This window comes from Aequorivita sp. KMM 9714 (genome assembly GCF_011065475.1).
In the GTDB taxonomy this organism is placed as follows: Bacteria; Bacteroidota; Bacteroidia; order Flavobacteriales; family Flavobacteriaceae; genus Aequorivita; species Aequorivita sinensis.
Window position 1 is genome coordinate 1 of the sequence record NZ_JAAGRO010000005.1, and the last position, 18,413, is coordinate 18,413.

At 33.9% G+C, this 18,413-nt stretch carries 13 protein-coding genes and 1 rRNA gene; 4 read left to right on the top strand and 10 right to left on the bottom strand.

From position 1 onward, the window contains the following. Positions 1-176 precede the first annotated feature (176 nt). Positions 177-286: ribosomal RNA gene (gene rrf, locus G3A46_RS11255) — 5S ribosomal RNA — on the top strand. Between the two features lie 641 nt (positions 287-927). Here rrf and G3A46_RS11260 read toward each other — a convergent pair. The 6 genes from G3A46_RS11260 to rplS all read right to left on the bottom strand — a co-directional run bounded on the left by G3A46_RS11260 (position 928) and on the right by rplS (position 8,502). Beyond that, positions 928-1,152, bottom strand: a complete 225-nt coding sequence (locus tag G3A46_RS11260; RefSeq protein WP_139856424.1) for a DUF6095 family protein — start codon at positions 1,150-1,152, stop codon at positions 928-930. Beyond that, positions 1,145-1,960, bottom strand: a complete 816-nt coding sequence (gene murQ / locus G3A46_RS11265) for an N-acetylmuramic acid 6-phosphate etherase (RefSeq protein ID WP_165149869.1) — start codon at positions 1,958-1,960, stop codon at positions 1,145-1,147. Before murQ ends, G3A46_RS11260 begins: the two co-directional genes overlap by 8 nt. A gap of 26 nt (positions 1,961-1,986) precedes the next feature. Further along, positions 1,987-2,787, bottom strand: coding sequence for a DUF4249 family protein (locus G3A46_RS11270; protein ID WP_165149871.1), 801 nt, complete (start codon positions 2,785-2,787; stop codon positions 1,987-1,989). A gap of 4 nt (positions 2,788-2,791) precedes the next feature. After that, positions 2,792-5,152 (bottom strand): TonB-dependent receptor, encoded by a 2,361-nt coding sequence (locus G3A46_RS11275; RefSeq protein ID WP_165149873.1) that lies wholly within the window; start codon positions 5,150-5,152, stop codon positions 2,792-2,794. A 65-nt stretch (positions 5,153-5,217) separates the two neighbouring features. Further along, entirely contained in the window at positions 5,218-7,446 is a 2,229-nt protein-coding gene (locus G3A46_RS11280; RefSeq protein WP_165149874.1) for an NADP-dependent isocitrate dehydrogenase, read from the bottom strand. A gap of 705 nt (positions 7,447-8,151) precedes the next feature. Further along, positions 8,152-8,502 carry a 50S ribosomal protein L19 gene (gene rplS, locus G3A46_RS11285; RefSeq protein WP_165149875.1) on the bottom strand — a complete coding sequence of 117 codons (351 nt, stop codon included), beginning with the start codon at positions 8,500-8,502 and terminating at the stop codon, positions 8,152-8,154. Positions 8,503-8,882: 380 nt separating this feature from the next. Here rplS and G3A46_RS11290 point away from each other — a divergent pair, with 380 nt between their 5' ends. Then, complete coding sequence (locus G3A46_RS11290; RefSeq protein WP_165149876.1) at positions 8,883-11,372, top strand: GEVED domain-containing protein; 2,490 nt, start codon at positions 8,883-8,885, stop codon at positions 11,370-11,372. Positions 11,373-11,448: 76 nt separating this feature from the next. On the opposite strand, the gene G3A46_RS11295 is transcribed toward G3A46_RS11290, so the two are convergent. The 3 genes from G3A46_RS11295 to G3A46_RS11305 form a co-directional block, all read right to left on the bottom strand. Beyond that, entirely contained in the window at positions 11,449-11,619 is a 171-nt protein-coding gene (locus G3A46_RS11295; protein ID WP_165149877.1) for a hypothetical protein, read from the bottom strand. A gap of 19 nt (positions 11,620-11,638) precedes the next feature. Then, entirely contained in the window at positions 11,639-12,343 is a 705-nt protein-coding gene (locus tag G3A46_RS11300) for an ABC transporter ATP-binding protein (RefSeq protein ID WP_139856431.1), read from the bottom strand. 116 nt (positions 12,344-12,459) lie between these two features. After that, on the bottom strand, positions 12,460-13,233 hold the full coding sequence (locus tag G3A46_RS11305) for a class I SAM-dependent methyltransferase (RefSeq protein ID WP_165149878.1): 774 nt from the start codon (positions 13,231-13,233) through the stop codon (positions 12,460-12,462). Between the two features lie 232 nt (positions 13,234-13,465). Between G3A46_RS11305 and G3A46_RS11310 the strand changes: the two genes are divergently transcribed. Together G3A46_RS11310 and G3A46_RS11315 are read left to right on the top strand one after the other, a co-directional pair. Further along, positions 13,466-15,901 carry a YfhO family protein gene (locus G3A46_RS11310; protein ID WP_165149879.1) on the top strand — a complete coding sequence of 812 codons (2,436 nt, stop codon included), beginning with the start codon at positions 13,466-13,468 and terminating at the stop codon, positions 15,899-15,901. Beyond that, entirely contained in the window at positions 15,902-17,188 is a 1,287-nt protein-coding gene (locus tag G3A46_RS11315; RefSeq protein ID WP_165149880.1) for a glycosyltransferase family 4 protein, read from the top strand. Between the two features lie 24 nt (positions 17,189-17,212). On the opposite strand, the gene G3A46_RS11320 is transcribed toward G3A46_RS11315, so the two are convergent. Beyond that, positions 17,213-18,388 (bottom strand): DUF4105 domain-containing protein, encoded by a 1,176-nt coding sequence (locus tag G3A46_RS11320; RefSeq protein ID WP_241836890.1) that lies wholly within the window; start codon positions 18,386-18,388, stop codon positions 17,213-17,215. Positions 18,389-18,413: the final 25 nt, after the last annotated feature.

The window sequence follows — 18,413 nt, forward strand, 5'->3', positions numbered from 1 at the left end:
ATACTAATAGCCCATAAGCTTATGTACATCGCTTTCCCCGCCTCGGCGGGGAACGCAACTCTTTATAGTAGTAAATTCACTTTTTTCCTATTGTTTACATTACAATATGTCACGATATTTTCTAGCCGATGGCTAGAAGTTAAGAGTCAAGCTTAGCTTTGCTCCTAACTTAAAACTAAGGTGGTTATAGCGACGGGGCTCACCTCTTACCATTCCGAACAGAGAAGTTAAGCCCGTTTGCGCCGATGGTACTGCAATCCTGTGGGAGAGTAGGTCGCCGCCTTCCTTTAAAACCTTCATCATTTACTTGATGAAGGTTTTTTTTTGCAATAAACTGAAATAACAAATTACCAATTTAATCTTTTAGGAGATTGTCCTTCTTCCTTTTATTTGAAAGTTGCTTTCCTAAAGTTATAAATAGAACGACCTATACTCCCACAGCGTGGGTGGTGATTGCAGCGTTACCCAAGTAACCCTGCAAGAACCGTTTTTAACTCCTCAAGCCGACTTCCTTTTTTGTAAACCTTTTAGTACTGGAGGGATTAAAACTTTTTTTGCCCTAAACTGAAAACTTCCTATACTCCCACAGCGTGGGTGGTGATTGCAGCGTTACCAAAGTAACCCTGCAAGAACCGTTTTTAACTCCTCAAGTCGCCTTCCTTTTTAGGAAGCCTTATTATTAGTTAAGGTGATTATAACTTCTTTGTTCTAAACTGTAATTACAGGAAGCATACTTATATTATATAGAGATATTAGCATAACGATAATAGTTCAGCCACTATTCTTCAGCGTTAAACCACTAGTTTAAAATTAAAAAAGCCACTATACAGATATAGTGGCCTCTTTTAAATATGTAAACTTTATCTTCTTATATAAAATAAGCAGTTATAACAGTTAGAATAACTACTGTCATAAATGAATACAATTTTAAAATATAGATTTCATGATTGTATTTATACCTTTAAAACATAAGAATATTGCTCCTACACAAGTAATAAGAGCGACTGGAAGAATCATATAGATAATATTAGTGTCTTTATTCAAAAATGCTAAAGTGAGTAAATAAGGACCTAAAAACAGTAATGGCAAGGCAATTGCCATATATTTTAATCCTTTTTTTAATAAATTAAAATCTGTGTGTCCTTTACTCATTGTGATAATTGTTTAATACGTTTCTAACATTCTTATATTTCGCTAGTAGTTTTTCAGCTTCTTCATTTGAGATATTTAGTTCAGCAGTAATCATCTTAATAGCTCGATCTACCAGTTTATTATTGCTCAATTGCATATCTACCATTTTATTCCCCTTAACTCGTCCTAACTGAATCATTGTAGCAGTTGAAATCATATTTAAAATAAGTTTCTGGGCTGTACCAGCCTTCATACGTGAACTTCCTGTAACAAATTCTGGACCTACAGTAACAACTACTGGAAATTGTGTAGTTAAGGCTAAAGGACTTCCTTCATTACAAGTGATACAACCTGTAGCAATATTATTTTTATTACACTTCTCTAAGGCACCAATAACATAAGGTGTTGTTCCAGAAGCAGCGATACCAATTACAATATCTTTTTCAGTAATATTTTCTTTTTTAAGATCTTCCCATCCTTGGTTTTCAGAATCTTCAGCAAATTCAACAGCGTTTCGTATTGCTGAATCTCCTCCCGCGATTAACCCAATAACCAAATCGGGAGATACCCCAAAGGTAGGAGGACACTCACTAGCATCTACAATCCCTAATCTACCGCTTGTTCCTGCTCCAATATAGAATAATCTACCACCAGTATTTAATTTTTCAACTACCTTTTCGGTTAAAGCTTCTATTTCAGGTAGCGCCTTCTCAACAGAAAAAGCTACTGTTTTGTCTTCGTTATTTATATTTTGAAGCAGTTCTTGTACACTCATTTTTTCTAAATGATTGTATTTTGAATCTGATTCAGTGGTTTTTAAAAAATTCATCTATAAAGTTAAGGCTAATATTAATTTTATTGAACTGTATAATTAAGTATAGATACTTCAGATATTCTAAAATATCCAAGCGGATAATTTTCAGGATTTGTTTCATTAATTATATTTCCTCTTACAGTAGCTGGTTGCGTGTCAAAAGGACCGCCCCCTCCACCGGTTTGTTGTAAAAGAACAAACATATAATTATAAAAGTCTTCATCAACACCATAAAGATTAAAAATAACACTATCTCCAGGAGCTAAGTCTTCTACTACAAAATAACCAAAATTTAAATTTCCGTTAGAAAACTCATCGTTATAAACACTACGTACAGTCCCTTTTTCAGTAATTCCGGTAAAATAATAAAAATTCTCTTCGTCTATAGGATCATTAAAAAAGACTTTTAGTTCGATATCCTCTCCACTAAAACCTCCATCGTCACGCTGATTAACATATTCTAAGGTAGCTGTTGTTTGAAGTTGTGTTGTAGCTGTATAAACTTCGTCGTTGTAAATTATTTTAAGGGAATAGTCTATGTCTTCTTGTGGTAGAAACGTTCCTTGATAAAGTCCTTGACCGCGGTATTCGAACGGATATTCAACTCCATTTTCATCTGTAATTAGCACAATTGCATCTTCAACTATAGGGACAACATTATCAAAAAATGGAGCTGTAGTTGTAAGTTTCACCAAACTACTTAATGAAGAGCCATCTTCTAGAATATTAATATTGGCTTCAATAACTAATCGGGGAGGAGCGTCATTAAGCTCAACATCTATAACATCTTGACAAGAAGTAAGAATTCCGAAGAAAAAAACTAATAGATATATTTTCTTCATAGTATTAAAATTTGAAATTATAAGTAACTGACGGAATTATACCAAATATAGATAGTCTAACCGCTTCATTTTTTCCGATATCTGTATTTTCGCTAAATCTAATAGACGCTGCATTTTTACGATTGTAAGCGTTATAGACGCTAAACACCCATTCGCCTTTCCAGCGTTTTGTACTTTCAGGTTTTGGAGTCCAAGTGGCTGATAAATCTAAACGATGAAACGGAGATAGACGACTACTATTACGGGCTTCATAAACAGGAACAACCATTCCGTTATATTCATATTGTCCTTCTGGATAAGTGGTTGGTATCCCTGTTTGGAAAATAAAATTGGCACCAAAAGACCATTTTTTTGAAAGTTCATATTGTCCTGTAACCGATATATCATGCGATTTATCCCACGGACTATTATACCATTCACCATTATTAATGCCGCTTTCAAATTCCGTACGCCCAGGTGTTCTTTGTTCACTTTTAGACAATGTATAAGCTAGCCAACCTTGAAATCTACCAGTTGTTTTTTTGAATAAGACCTCTAATCCATAAGCTCTTGCTACCCCGTTTAATAAAATTTGCTCAATGGCATTATTTGCAATTAAATCGGCATCATCAATATAGTCTAGTCTGTTTTTTACTTCCTTATAAAATGTTTCAACCTCTAATGAATAATTTTTAAAATTTCTGAAATATCCCAAAGCCACCTGATCTGCCAATTGTGGGTCAATATACTTTCCACTTGGTGCATAAATATCAAAAGGAGTAGGAGAGGTGGTGTTACTTATTAGGTGAATATATTGCGACATCCTATTGTAACTCGCCTTTATAGAAGAATTTTCATTTAATAAATAGGAAATAGAAAATCGAGGTTCTAAGTTTATAAAAGATTTAATTGTTTCACTTCTGCTATATGATACGGTATCGATAGGTTTTGCTTTTCGGTATATCTTAAGATTAGAATCGTAATTTAAAGGATTGTTGTTTTCATAAAGAAACAATTTATCTTGTCCTAAACGATTAAAAGTAGATAGTCGAAGTCCAGCTTGTACAGAAATTTTATCGGAAAAATCTATTTTAGCATCCACGTAAGCTGCGTTCTCCCATGCGTATTTATCGGTTAGCTTAAAAGGATTAATTCCTGAATCTTCCGTGGTTGGATTTACATCTCCTGGATTAAACTTGTAGTAAATACTATTTAGTCCGTAACGCAAATCAATATTATTTGATATATAATGTGTGAAATCGTATTTCAAGTTGAAATTACGAATACCACTATCAAAATCGAACTCAACAAATTTCAGTGCTAGTCCGTAATAATAATCTGAGTAGATTAAAGATAAATTTGAAAATAACTTATCGGAATAAAGGTGATTCCAACGAAGATTTAAAGTTGTGTTTCCAAAGTTATTTGTAAAACTATCTGAAATTTCAAAAACATCTCTTCCAAAATATCCGGATAGGAAAAGGCGATTATTGTCGTTAATATTATAGCTTAGTTTTGTATTTAGATCGTAGAAGTAAGCAATGTTATCGTTATCAAATAAAGGAAGAAATAAGTGTGCATAACTACTTCGGCCTCCAATCAAAAAAGAAGCTTTGTCTTTTTTTATAGGGCCTTCTAATAATAATCTGCTTGCAACTAAACCAATTCCTCCACTTGCGTGATATTCTCGTTTATTACCATCTTTTTGATAAATATCTAAAACTGAAGATGCTCTTCCTCCATAACGAGCAGGAATTCCCCCTTTATACAATGTAAGGTCTTTAATAGCATCTGGATTGAATACAGAAAAGAAACCAAATAAATGTGAGGAATTATAAATGGTAGCTTCGTCTAATAATATTAAATTTTGATCAGACGCGCCACCCCGAACATTAAAACCGCTAGCTCCTTCACCCGCACTGGTAACTCCAGGAAGTAATGTAATGGCTTTTATAACGTCAACTTCACCTAAAACCACTGGGATTTTTTTAATTGTTCCCGATGAGAGAGTGTTTGCGCTCATTTGAGAACTGCGAACACTTAAGTTTTCTGCATTTGCTTTAATAACCACTTCATCTAAGTTTTCAGTATCTGTAGCAAGTTCTAAATCTAACTTTATATTTTCTGAAAGAGCAACATCAACAGTTTGGGATGCGAACCCTATATTACTATAGGTGACATTATAATTCCCTTTAGGAAGTGTAATTGAATAATATCCATATTGATTAGTTACTGTTCCAGTTTGTAATTCGGGAATAATAACATTTACTCCAAAAAGTGTTTCGCCAGAACTTGCTTCTGAAACAGTCCCACTAAGTGTGAATTTTTCTTGAGCGAAGATTACAACACTTGTAAAGAAAAATATAAATGCGAGTATTTTTTTCAATTTAAATATTATTAGGTATAAAAAAACCTTCAGCAATGCTGAAGGTTTTATAACGATTTATAATCTTAATTTATTTCTGAAAGTATATTATTAAAAGTTTTGCTTGGTCGCATAGCCTCAAATACTAATTTTTCAGTCGGCTCGTAATAACCACCTATATCAACTAAATGTCCTTGAACCATTGTCAATTCTTCATTGATTTTGTTCTCGTTTTCATTTAATTGTTCAGCAATTGGAGTGAATATATCTTTCAATTCTTGGTCCTTATCTTGCTTAGAAAGTGCTTCTGCCCAATACATAGCTAAATAGAAGTGACTTCCGCGATTGTCAATTTCTTTAACCTTACGTGAAGGAGACTTACTATTGTCTAAATATTTTTCAGTTGCTTCATCTAAAGCTTCAGCTAAAACTATTGCTTTTTGATTGTTATTTTTAGTTCCAAGATGTTCTAAAGAAACAGCTAAAGCTAAAAACTCTCCTAGAGAATCCCAACGTAAATGGTTTTCTTCTAAAAATTGGTCAACGTGTTTAGGTGCAGAACCTCCAGCTCCAGTTTCAAATAATCCTCCTCCGTTCATTAAAGGAACGATAGAAAGCATTTTAGCACTAGTTCCTAATTCTAAAATAGGGAAAAGGTCTGTTAAATAATCACGTAATACGTTTCCAGTTACTGAAATAGTATCTTCACCAGCTTTCACGCGCTCTAGAGTATATTCAGTTGCTTTTTCTGGAGAAAGAATTTTTATTTCTAAACCTTCAGTATCGTGATTAGGTAAGTAAGTATTTACTTTTTTAATTAATTCAGCATCGTGTGCACGATTTTCATCTAGCCAGAAAACAGCAGGACTTCCTGTTGCACTAGCACGAGAAACTGCTAATTTAATCCAATCTTGAATCGGTAAATCTTTTACTTGACACATTCTCCAAATATCACCTTCTTCAACAGTGTGTTCGATAATTACTTCACCAGAGTTATTTATAACTTGAACTTTTCCATTTGCAGGAATTTCAAAAGTTTTGTCGTGACTTCCGTACTCTTCAGCTTTTTGAGCCATTAATCCAACATTAGGTACTGTTCCCATTGTAGTAGGATCGAAAGCACCATGTTTTATACAGAAATCTATAGTAGATTGATACACACCTGCGTAACTGCTATCAGGGATTACGGCTTTAGTATCGTGGCTTTTTCCGTCAGGACCCCACATTTTACCAGAGTTACGAATCATAGCTGGCATAGATGCGTCTATAATAACATCGCTAGGAACGTGAAGGTTTGTAATTCCCTTGTCACTGTTTACCATTGCTAAATCAGGATTCTTGTCGATTATATTTTTAATATCGTTAAGAATCTCGTTTTTCTTATCTGTAGCTAATTCTGAAAGTTTATTTTCTAGATCTCCAAGACCATTGTTAGCGTCGATACCTAACTCCTTAAAAGTTTGAGCGTGCTTTTCGAAAAGGTCTTTAAAGTAAACTTTTACAGCATACCCGAAAATAATAGGGTCGCTTACCTTCATCATGGTAGCTTTTAAATGCACAGAAAACAGAACGTTTTTCGCTTTTGCATCTTCAACTTGAGCTTCTAAGAATGAAATTAAAGCTTTTTTGTTCATCACCGTTGCATCGATGATTTCGTCTTTTAAAACTTTTAAGTTTTCTTTTAAGACAGTTTTATTACCGTCGTTTTCAACCAATACAATGTTTAAAGTATCGTCTGAAGCTAAGGTTAGCGATTTTTCATTGTGAAAGAAGTCACCTTCTTGCATTGTTGCAACGTGGCTTTTGCTGTCACTGCTCCAAGCGCCCATGCTGTGCGGGTGTTTTTTAGCATAGTTTTTTACGGCTTTAGGAGCACGTCTGTCGCTATTACCCTCACGAAGAACTGGGTTTACAGCACTTCCCTTTACTTTGTCGTATTTTGCTTTTATTTCTTTTTCTTCTGAATTTTTTGGGTCTTCAGGATAATTTGGAATGTCAAATCCTTTCTTCTGTAATTCTTCAATCGCTTCTGTTAATTGTGGAATAGAAGCACTGATATTTGGAAGTTTAATAATGTTAGCCTCCGGAGATTTGGCAAGTTTTCCTAAATAAGCAAGATCATCACTTACACGTTGCTCTTCAGTAAGAGCTTCTGGAAATACAGCTAGAATTCTAGCAGCCAGTGAAATGTCGCGACTTTCTATTTCTATGTTTGCTGGTGAAGTGAATGCTTCAACTATTGGTAAAAACGAGTGTGTTGCCAAAGCCGGTGCTTCATCGGTTTTGGTGTATATAATTTTTGAAGAATTTGTCATTGAAATGTTTTTTATAAGAAATAAATATCTAAAATTTTCGGAATGCAAATATAGCTATTTGGTGGGGGTTTTAAAAGAGAGTATAGTAGTTTAAAAGTTAAGGATTTGCAAAGATTTAAAATCCACCTTTAATATTGGATAAATAAGAGGGTTTCCAGAAACAAGAAAAGCCATATCAAAGTATAAATACTAATGATATGGCTCCTTGTATGTAAACTTTTACCAACCAATATACTCTATGGTATATTATAAGCAATGTTATTATATTCTTGCAGTTGTAGTTTACTTACATGGGTTTCGTTTTTCTATTTTAATTTACCCGAAGGTCAATTTAAATTTTAAAACTTACCCAACACTTTTTTTAATCTAAGTACTAATAATCTAAAGATCGTGAATACTTCAAACAATTAAAAAAAGCTAATAAAGTGTTTTCAGTTACTCTTTTAAAATTTAAAAACTAAACATCCATTAAGGTTGATAGCTTTATACTAAATTAGAAAAGAATAGTGTAAAAGAACGTTACTTTAAATTATCAAAAAAGCTTTTAACTTTATTTGATACTGCTAATATAAGACTCTTTATCGGTATTGCAATAATTTATAACTCATTAAAAATCCACTGTTTACGAACAACTGTTGTTAACAATTGTTCATAAAAAAAGCCCTGTTAAAACAGGGCTTTTGAGAGTTTTCAACAAAGAATAACTTATGAACGCTTTTCTTTGATACGGGCTTTTCTTCCAGTAAGGCCTCTAAAGTAGTAAATACGAGCTCTACGCACGCTACCTTTTTTATTAACCTCGATTTTTTGAAGTGCTGGCATATTGATTGGGAAAATACGCTCTACACCAATAGTTCCACTCATTTTACGGATTGTAAAAGTTTTTGTAGTTCCAGTTCCTTTTACTTGGATTACAACACCTCTAAAAAACTGAGTTCTTGTTTTTTCACCTTCACGGATTTCGTAGTACACAGTAATAGTGTCTCCAGCTCCGAATTCAGGAAATTCTTTTTTTGTAACAAATTCGTCTTCAACAAATTTAATTAACTCTTCCATTTTGTTAAATTGATAGGGTTTAATTTAAAGCAACATTCGCGGTTTTCGCCAGAGGTTGAATTAAGTGGGTGCAAAAGTAAGCAATTTATAATATGTGACAAGTTTTTTTTTTGAGTTTAAAACAAAACATCTTTAATTAGTATTAAGAGAGTTGAGTTGTCAAAAAAGCTCTATCAGCATTATCACTTTAAATATGGAATGCTTAGTAAAGACTTCAAAGATACTACTTATGTTCTCACAAGTTTTATAATCGTATAATAAGACTCTAATTGTTAAAAGAAGGTTAGTGATGATAAATCTTTAACCGATTTGTTGTTTAGAAATACAGCTTATGTTAGTTTTAACAAAAAATTAATAACAATAAATCAAACTTAAATTTTATGATTAAAAACTCCCTTCTAACTCTAGTAACTTTTCTTGCTATATTTTGGCAAGCAAGTGCTCAACAATCCCCACATAATGTTGGTACTTGGAAAGACAAAGCTCCTAAAGCAACCTTTGGAGAGCGATCAATTTTTAACAATTCTAAAGCCCTATTATCAGATTTAAATCCGGCTCCGTTTACAGCAGCTTGTAATCAAATTACTTCTGCACCCCCAGTTATTGAGGATGGGTATTCCAATTTGGGAGAAGTACAAATGGCCAACGATTTAATGGTTCCGGCAAACAAAAGCTTTACTATGGAAAGCTTAAGCTTTAATAGTATGGTTGAGCCTGGAATTCCAGTTCAATCTGTAGATGTTTATTACTATAATGATACAGGTAGTGGACCAGGTACTCTTATTGGTTCAGAACTTGGAATAACTCCTTCAAATATTGAAAACCATGGAATTGTAAACAATCATGATCACCTTACTGTTACTGTAGATTTTGATTCACCATTCGAATTTCAAGGAAACTCTTTTACTACTATATATTGGGTTGCAATTAAAATTTCAATAGGTAACACTAATGGGTTTATGGAAATTACAAATACCAATGTAAATACTACTTACCCAGTTTATGTTTTTAACCCTAATACTCAAACTTTTGTGCCTGGTCCAGGAGAATTTGGCGATGGTGTTCTTTCTATGTTTGGTAATTGTGAGGATATAGCTGCTTGTAGCGGAACACCTTCTGCAGGTACCGTTCAAGGTCCTAGTGAAATTTGTTCAGGGATAGATTTCTTATTAGAGGTTTCAGGAGCTACTCAAGGTCAATCAGGGTTAACCTACAAATGGCAAACCCGCGAATCTGGTGGTAACTGGGAAGACTTAGCTGGAGCAACAAACTTTAGTTTATATCAAAGCATTACTACTGATACTGATTATCGTTTTGTAGTACAATGCGGAAGTAGTTCTCCTGTGTATTCAGACCCATTAACAATTACAGTAAAACCAGCAAATGAATGTCATTGTATCCCAGTTTTCACAAATGGTTGTAATCAATTTGGTGACTATATCAAAGATTTTGTTTTACAAGGTGAAAATGGAACGGGTATAAGTGACTTAAACACTACTTGTCCAACAGCCTCTTATGATGACAGAACAAATCAGTCGGTTGAGTTGGCTACTGGTGTTGAATATGTAGCACAAATTTCTTCAGCATCTACCGATGATTTTGTAGCAGTTTGGATTGACTTTAATAATAACGGTTCTTTTGAAACCGATGAAATAGTTGGTTCTGTTGGATCAGTAAGTGGTACGCAGAAAAGTCTTACTTTAAATATTCCTGCAGATGCTCCAGAAGGACATTTCCGTATGCGCGTGTTTTTACAATATTGGCAAATGCCAGTAGATCCTTGTGTTCCAGATGCACCTTGGGGAATGGTTCGCGATTATTCTGTAGATATTATAGGTAGTGTAGATTGTTCAGGTCAGCCTGATGCAGGTACAGCAGTAGGGCCCGATTCTATCTGTCAAAACTCAGAAATAGTACTTAGCGTTAGTGGAGTGACTCAAGCTTCAGGAGTAGCCTTCCATTGGGAAAGTAGTCCTCAAGGACAAAATGATTGGACAACTCTTCCTAATTCAAACACTTTGGTTTATATCATTTCAGAAGGAATTGCTGAAGCTACAGATTTCAGATTCTATATAGAGTGTAGTTTTTCAGGTGAATCTGATACAAGCAACGTGGTAAGTGTTGGTATAAATGCTCCAACAGATTGCTATTGCGAACCAGAATATGTTGTGGGTTGTGATTTTGATGGTGTTATTAGTTCAGTTCGTTTTAAAAATGCAAATGGAGAAGTAGTATTTGAAAATCAAACAGGTTGCTCTTTAGATGGATATGGTGATTATACAAGTGTAACTCCTGCCAATTTAGAACAAGGAAAAACTTATACTATTGAAATTCAAACTGGATCTCCAGATCCAATAACTGAAGATGTACGTGCTTGGATAGATTTTGGACAAGACGGAATTTTTGAAAATGATGAAGAAATTGCTAATACACTAGGTAATGGTTTCCCAAGTAATGGACTTGTAAGCTACGAATTTACTGTTCCTGCAAATCAGGATTTAGGAGATTATAGACTTAGAATTAGATTACATAGTTTCGAATCAAATTCTGAAATTGATCCTTGTGAAAAATATACTTACGGTGAAGCGGAAGACTATTTTGTTAGTGTGGTAGAGCCAATGTCAGTTAATGATTATAGCTTTAACAATTTCAATATTTACCCGAACCCTGTTCAAAATCAATTAAACTTAAAATCTGATGAAACTATTTCTGAAGTGATTTTATACAATTTACTAGGTCAGCAATTGATTAAAGTGAGTCCTAAATCGCAACAAACACAATTAGATGTTAGCTCGCTTTCAGCAGGAACTTACATTCTAAAGGCTGTGGTAAACGGAAATGAAAAGAGTTTTAAGATTGTGAAGTTTTAATCACAGCTTAATAACTTAAAAGTAAAATCCCCTTTAAAACTTAGTTTTAAAGGGGATTTTTATATTGTAGAATCACCTATTCTTTTTCTTTTTCTCGTTCCTTTTTACGTTCGTAATAACTGCTTCTGAAGGATTTATTTCTGCGATTACGCAGTTTAGAAGCGTTGCTCTTATTCCAGAAATATAGCAATGCAAGTAAAACTACACCGCCAACAATTAATACGATAGGATTTGAAAGATCAATCATATTTGTAATATTTAATAAATTATATCTGCTCTGTTATAACTTCTTTTCTAGTGTCGCTTTCCACTTTTCCGTCACGAAGCCTAATAATTCTATGTGCATTATCTGCAATATCTTCTTCGTGTGTAACTAGTATAACAGTGTTTCCTGCTTTGTGAATTTCATTAAAAAGATTCATTATCTCTACAGATGTTTTAGAATCTAAATTTCCTGTTGGTTCATCAGCAAGAATAATAGAAGGTCTATTTACTAATGCTCTTCCAACAGCAACTCTTTGTCGTTGTCCACCAGAAAGCTGATTAGGTTTGTGGTCCATTCTGTCTGCTAAGCCTACATTGGTAAGCACTTCTTTAGCTCTTTCGGTACGCGCTGCTTTTGATGCTCCTGCATATATCATTGGCAGGGCTACATTTTCAAGAGCAGTTGTTCTAGGTAGTAAGTTAAAAGTTTGAAATACAAAGCCAATTTCTTTATTTCGGATTTCGGCAAGTTCATCATCACTCATACTGCTAACGTCTTTTCCGTTAAGCTCGTAGCTTCCAGAAGTAGGAGTGTCTAAACATCCAAGTAAATTCATTAATGTAGATTTCCCAGAACCAGATGGTCCCATTAAAGCTACGTATTCCCCACGTTCTATGTCTAAATCTATTCCTTTTAAAACTTTTACGGTTTCTGATCCTAAAGGAAAATCTCTAGTTATATTTCGAATTTTAATTACTAAACTCATATTTTATTAGTTCTAGATTTAGGAGCTATGTTTATCTCGACTATAGGACGCAAAGTTAAGATATCTGTTACAACTTCTGTTTTTAAATGTTTTGAGCGAGTTTTAGTGAGTCTAATTTATACTCTAATTATAAAATGTTGCTTAAGCTGTTCTTTTCTAAAAAACACTAATCCCCATTGAAAGGTGTCGATACTTACGGTAACCTTTTCATTCTTTATAATTTCTTCCCAAGCTTCGGTCATCCCTTTACTCCAGTAAATATCATCAAAAATAATTACAGTGTCATTATGCGTAAAAGCTAATAACTTTTCAAAATACTTTAAAGTGCGTTCCCCATTATGATCACCATCAATAAAAATTAAGTCGTATTTATCTTGAGAAGGAGTTGATAAAAAATTAATAAAAGTGTTTTGCTCAAGTTGAATATTATCCAGATTAAATTCTTCAAATAAACCTTTAGCTTTTTTAGCAGTGTTTGGGCAACCTTCAACAGTTAAAACTTTTCCTTTTTTGGTGCCTAAAGCTAAGGCTGCTGTGCTAATTCCTAATGAGGTTCCTAGTTCTAAATTATTTTTAGTTTCTAAATAAGAAGCTAGGCGAAATAAAAGCTTTTGACGTTTTAATTTCATTCCAGCTTGCTTTGCTACTCTTGAAGTTTTCCTACTTGTTCCTTTAAAAACTCTTGATCCTTGCCCGAAATCTGTCATGTTGATTTCAGACTTATCTTGTTTTAAAGTTTTTTTATACTGCCTTAAAATCTTGTATTCAGGGTGTTTAGTTTTATCATTAAAACATTTCGTAATAAGGTTGAACACAAAAGGGGAGTGAACCCCGTGCTTGTTCTTAGAACGTCTTAAAAACTCAAGATAACTTTTTGATTGGTGAATCATTGTGGAAAAATAATCCGAATTAAGTTTCTGTTTAAGTGAATTGGTAGATTTTTTCAAATTTAATCTAGGCTACAAAGTAATTCTAACCGTGGCATTGCACCAAATTTTCTTGAAGAAGATTTATTTCAAGATTAAAAATCGCTGTTGTTTTTGCTTCATACTCTCGCTTATTGCCATAGATTAATGATATTTTTTTGCTAATTTCCCCGATTCAAATTATACATGCCTTATTATGCAGTTTAACTACAAAAAGTTACTTCCACATTTAGTTGTTTTCGTGTTATTCATAGTTGCTTCCTTGGCCTATTTTAACCCAGTTTTACAAGGTAAAAAAATATTCCAAAGTGATATTGTTCAATATACTGGGATGGCAAAACAGCAAAATGATTTTCGAAAAAATACAGGTGAAGAAACTTTTTGGACAGACGCTGCTTTTGGTGGGATGCCTACCTATCAGCTTGGTGCAAAATACCCGAATAACTATATAAAGGAGTTAGATCTTGCTATTCGTTTTTTACCGAGACCAGCAGATTATCTATTCCTTTACTTTATAGGAATGTATATTCTTTTCCTAGTGTTGAAAGTAGATTACAAACTTGCTTTCCTAGGAGCGTTAGCCTTTGGTTTTTCAACGTATTTAATAATAATATTAGGGGTTGGACATAACTCAAAAGCTCATGCTATTGCATATATGCCATTGGTGTTAAGCGGAATATTTCTCACTTTTCAACGAAAATATCTTTGGGGGTTTTTGCTTTTAACAGTTGCGATGGGATTGGAGTTGACTGCAAATCACTTCCAAATGACATATTATTTAATGCTCTTAGTAGTGATTATAGGCATCGTATATTTAATTGATGCATATAAAAAGAAAGAATTACCTCATTTCTTCAAAGCTGTTGGGTTAATGTGTATTTCGGTTATAATAGCCATTGGTTTAAATGCAACTAATATTCTAGCAACAAAAGAGTATGCCGACACTTCAACTCGTGGAAAATCGGAATTAACTATTAATGCAAATGGTACTCCAAAAGACAATAAAACTGGTTTGGATTATGACTATATAACGGAATACAGCTACGGAAAGCTTGAAAGTTTCAACTTATTTATCCCTCGCTTTATGGGAGGAAGTTCTACTGAAGATTTTCCTGAAGATTCAAAAACTGTTGAAGTCTTACTGCGCATGGGTGCTTCACCTCAAGAAGCAAATCAAGTGTTAAGTCAGATACCTATGTATTGGGGAGATCAATCGTTTGTTGGTGCACCTGCATATATTGGTGCAATTATGATATTTCTTGCCGTATTGGCTCTGTTTTTAGTTAGAGGTAGATTAAAATGGTGGTCTGTTTCTGCTTTTATTTTAATCTTACTGCTTTCATGGGGTAAGAACTTTAGTGGTCTCACCGAGTTCTTTATAGATTACGTGCCGCTTTACAATAAGTTTAGAGCTGTTTCTTCTATTCAAGTAATACTAGAGCTTATCATTCCTATTCTTGCTGTAGTTGGGCTTCACCAATTCTTCAATAATTTTGAAAGGGAGGAAGAAAAGAAAAAAGCATTGTTGTATTCTACAGGAATTGTAGGAGGTCTTACCTTGATATTTATTCTTTTTAAATCGACACTTTTTGATTTTGCAAGTCCATATGATAGTTACTTTAGAGAGGAAATGGGATTACCATTTTTAGAAGCAATTCGTGAAGATAGAATGTCCCTTTTTACTTCTGATGCTATCCGATCACTAATATTTGTGATTTTAACGGCTGCAGTTCTTTGGTTTTTTATGAAAGGAACTTTGGAAAAAGGAATTGCAATTGCAGGACTTTGCATTTTGGTATTAGTTGATTTAGTTGGCGTTGATAGACGATATGTAAACGAAGATGATTTTGTTCAAGCAAGATTGGTTGAAGAACCATTTCAGAAAAATGGAGCTGATATTCAAATCTTAGAAGACGATGGTCATTTCAGGGTTTATGATGCTACTACAAATGCATTCAACAGTGCACGTGCAAGCTTTTATCACAATGCATTAGGAGGATACCACGCTGCAAAGCCTGGAAAAATTCAGGATTTGTTTGAGTTTTACATCAGCCAAGGAAATATTGGAATTCTGAATATGATGAATGTTCGTTACATCATTGCACAGAATAAAAATGGAGGACCGGTAGCGCAACGAAATCCTTATGCAAATGGAAATGCTTGGTTTGTAGATAACGTACAACCGGCAGAAAATGCAGATCAGGAAATTCGACTTTTAGATAGTTTAGATACTAAAAAGACTGCTGTAGTCAACAAGGAATTCCTTTCCAAAATACCTGCTAAAAATGTAGCTAGAGATAGTACAGCTTCTATTGAACTTGTAAGCTACAAACCAAATCACTTAGTGTATGAAGCTTCAACCAAAACGGAACAACTAGGGATATTTTCTGAAGTTTATTATCCTAAAGGATGGAATGTTTATATCAACGGGAAACCTGCAGAATATTTTAGAGCAAATTATGTATTAAGAGCTATGATTGTACCTGAAGGTAATAATAAGATTGAATTCAAATTTGAGCCTAAGGTAATTCAGACAGGTAGTACTATATCTACAATAAGTAGTATCATTCTTCTATTAATTTTATTAAGCGGGTTGTATTTTACATTTCGGAAAAAGGAAATTAAGGAGTAAATGAAACGTGCTCTTATAGTTACATATTATTGGCCTCCAGCAGGCGGTCCAGGTGTTCAGCGTTGGTTAAAATTCGTGAAGTATTTCAAAGAATTCGGCGTAGAGCCAATTGTTTATATCCCAGAAAATCCGAATTATCCATTAGTCGATGAAAATTTCTCTGCTGAGATACCTTCAAATGTCGAGATTATAAAACATCCTATTAAGGAACCATATCGATTTGCTAAATTCTTTTCAAAAAAGAAAACTAAGCAGATGAGCAGTGGAATTATCCCTAAAAAAGATTCTTCTGCAATTGAAAAGTTAATGCTGTATGTGCGCGGTAATTTTTTTATTCCCGATGCTAGAGTAGGATGGGTGAAACCTTCGGTAAAATATTTATCAGATTACATCGAGAAAAATGCTGTAGATGTTGTTATCACCACAGGGCCTCCACATAGTCTTCACTTAATTGGGATGCAGCTTAAGAAAGAATTAAATGTAAAATGGATTGCAGATTTTCGCGATCCTTGGACAACGATACATTACCACAAATCACTTCGGTTAAATAAAACTTCAGAAAAAAAGCACAAAGCATTAGAAGCTGCTGTGCTAAATACTGCAGATGTTGTAACCGTTACAAGCCCTACCACTAAAAAAGAATTTGAGGAAATTACAAACAAACCAATTGAAGTAATTACAAACGGCTTCGATATAACGAAAGAGGTAAACTACAACCGAGATTTAAAGTTTTCTATTTCTCATATTGGTTCTTTATTAAGTGAGCGAAATCCAAAAAATCTATGGTATTTACTTGCTGAAATATGTAAGAAAAACACTTCTTTTAAGAAGGATTTAGAACTGAAATTTGCTGGTGCAGTTAGTGATGAAGTAAAAGAAAGTCTATCTGAGTTTAATCTAGATGAAAATAGCATTTTTTTAGGGTATGTATCACATTCTGAAGCTTTAAAACTGCAAAATGAAAGTCAAGTGCTACTATTAGTTGAAATAAATAGCGCTGAAACTCGAGCTATAATTCCTGGAAAACTCTTCGAATACTTAGCTGCAAAACGTCCAATTATTGCTTTAGGGCCACAAAAAAGTGATATAGAAGCGATTGTGGATGAAACAAAATCTGGAAGATTCTTTGATTACTCTAGTGACAATGAATTAAAAAATGAAATTCTCCGACTTTATGAACAGTATAAGGCTGGTGATTTACAAGTTTCTTCCGAGGGAGTTGATAAGTTTAGTCGCAAGCAACTTACAAAACAGATGTCGGCTTTGATAAAAGATGTTAGCTTATAATTTACTTCTTATTAGTTCAATTCTCTATTTCTTTCCTACGTAGTACACTAAAAATATATAGCGAATTGCTATAGCAATTAGCAATGGCAATAGGCCAATTGCAAAAACTTGTACGCCTGTAATCCAATGAAGGGTTAGTAGGCTTAAAAGCACTAATAAAAGCATAAAATAACGCTTCATACTTGGTGAAATATCCTTTTTTGCAACCGCTACAATTACGAAAATTGAAATAGGAAAAGCCCACAACAAATTGTAGTTATTGGCAGTCGCACTATGGTCTGTAGCAATCCAAAGAAGGAAAAGTAGAATTCCTATAATACCTGTAGATAGAAAAATAATTAAGTCTAAGTAGCGGCTTCGTTTATTTGTTTTAAAGTCTCTGTAGGTTATAAAAACGATTAAAGCTCCAATAAGTCCTAAAATAAATAGTGGACTTAAAAAGAAATTACTTTGGGGTGGAGTAGGAGTGTTTTTGTATAAAGTGTTGGTTGTTTTAACCAATGAAACTTTTTCTCCATTTCTATTAATATATGCGTTAGCGGCTCCTTGGAATACATATTCTGGTAGGAACTGATATTCAATCGGCTTTGCTTTTGTGTCTATTATAGCACCAAGAGCTGTGTCTATCCCTAAACTTCCCCAAGAATTTGCTTCAAGGTTTAGCTGAATTAATTGCCTAAAAGTTAGTTCTTCGGTGATATGATCGTCATTAAACTCCAATTGTTTTCCGAGTACAGTCCAAACAACATCGCGCATTTTAGTGGCGCAGTTGTCATAAAAGAAGTCGTATTTGTATTTTTTATTTTCAGGACGAGCATTATTCCAAAGATAATCTGATAGTTCTTGTTTTTCAGAATGCGTAAGGTTTAGAACTTGCTCTTTCATCCAGCGATTTTGCGCTACATAACGAGGATAGAAGTTTTTGTAATAATCTACGCCTAGTTGATAAAGTAATTTACCTTGAGCGAACTTAAGGTAGAAATTTGGGGTGTTAAAATCGTATTCCCCGTAGTTAAACACTACATCCATTCCGTTGATACTATCTTGAATCCTGAAAGCACTATGTCCAAACTTGTCGTAAAGTTCAGCTCCGGGACCAATTGTGATAATACTTATTTCGGAAGCTTCAGATAATTGCGCAAACTGTGCATTTGCTGAAACCGAAAAAAATAAAAGAAGTAATACTATGTAATTTTTCACCACCTATAAACGATTATTAGTTTTG

What these genes read in the sequence shown, in the direction of transcription:
- rplS (WP_165149875.1), bottom strand. Translation starts at nt 8,502, where the DNA reads ATGGAAGAGTTAATTAAATTTGTTGAAGACGAATTTGTTACAAAAAAA.
- G3A46_RS11280 (WP_165149874.1), bottom strand. Translation starts at nt 7,446, where the DNA reads ATGACAAATTCTTCAAAAATTATATACACCAAAACCGATGAAGCACCG.
- G3A46_RS11300 (WP_139856431.1), bottom strand. Translation starts at nt 12,343, where the DNA reads ATGAGTTTAGTAATTAAAATTCGAAATATAACTAGAGATTTTCCTTTA.
- G3A46_RS11310 (WP_165149879.1), top strand. Translation starts at nt 13,466, where the DNA reads ATGCAGTTTAACTACAAAAAGTTACTTCCACATTTAGTTGTTTTCGTG.
- murQ (WP_165149869.1), bottom strand. Translation starts at nt 1,960, where the DNA reads ATGAATTTTTTAAAAACCACTGAATCAGATTCAAAATACAATCATTTA.
- G3A46_RS11295 (WP_165149877.1), bottom strand. Translation starts at nt 11,619, where the DNA reads ATGATTGATCTTTCAAATCCTATCGTATTAATTGTTGGCGGTGTAGTT.
- G3A46_RS11290 (WP_165149876.1), top strand. Translation starts at nt 8,883, where the DNA reads ATGATTAAAAACTCCCTTCTAACTCTAGTAACTTTTCTTGCTATATTT.
- G3A46_RS11305 (WP_165149878.1), bottom strand. Translation starts at nt 13,233, where the DNA reads ATGATTCACCAATCAAAAAGTTATCTTGAGTTTTTAAGACGTTCTAAG.
- G3A46_RS11260 (WP_139856424.1), bottom strand. Translation starts at nt 1,152, where the DNA reads ATGAGTAAAGGACACACAGATTTTAATTTATTAAAAAAAGGATTAAAA.
- G3A46_RS11315 (WP_165149880.1), top strand. Translation starts at nt 15,902, where the DNA reads ATGAAACGTGCTCTTATAGTTACATATTATTGGCCTCCAGCAGGCGGT.
- G3A46_RS11270 (WP_165149871.1), bottom strand. Translation starts at nt 2,787, where the DNA reads ATGAAGAAAATATATCTATTAGTTTTTTTCTTCGGAATTCTTACTTCT.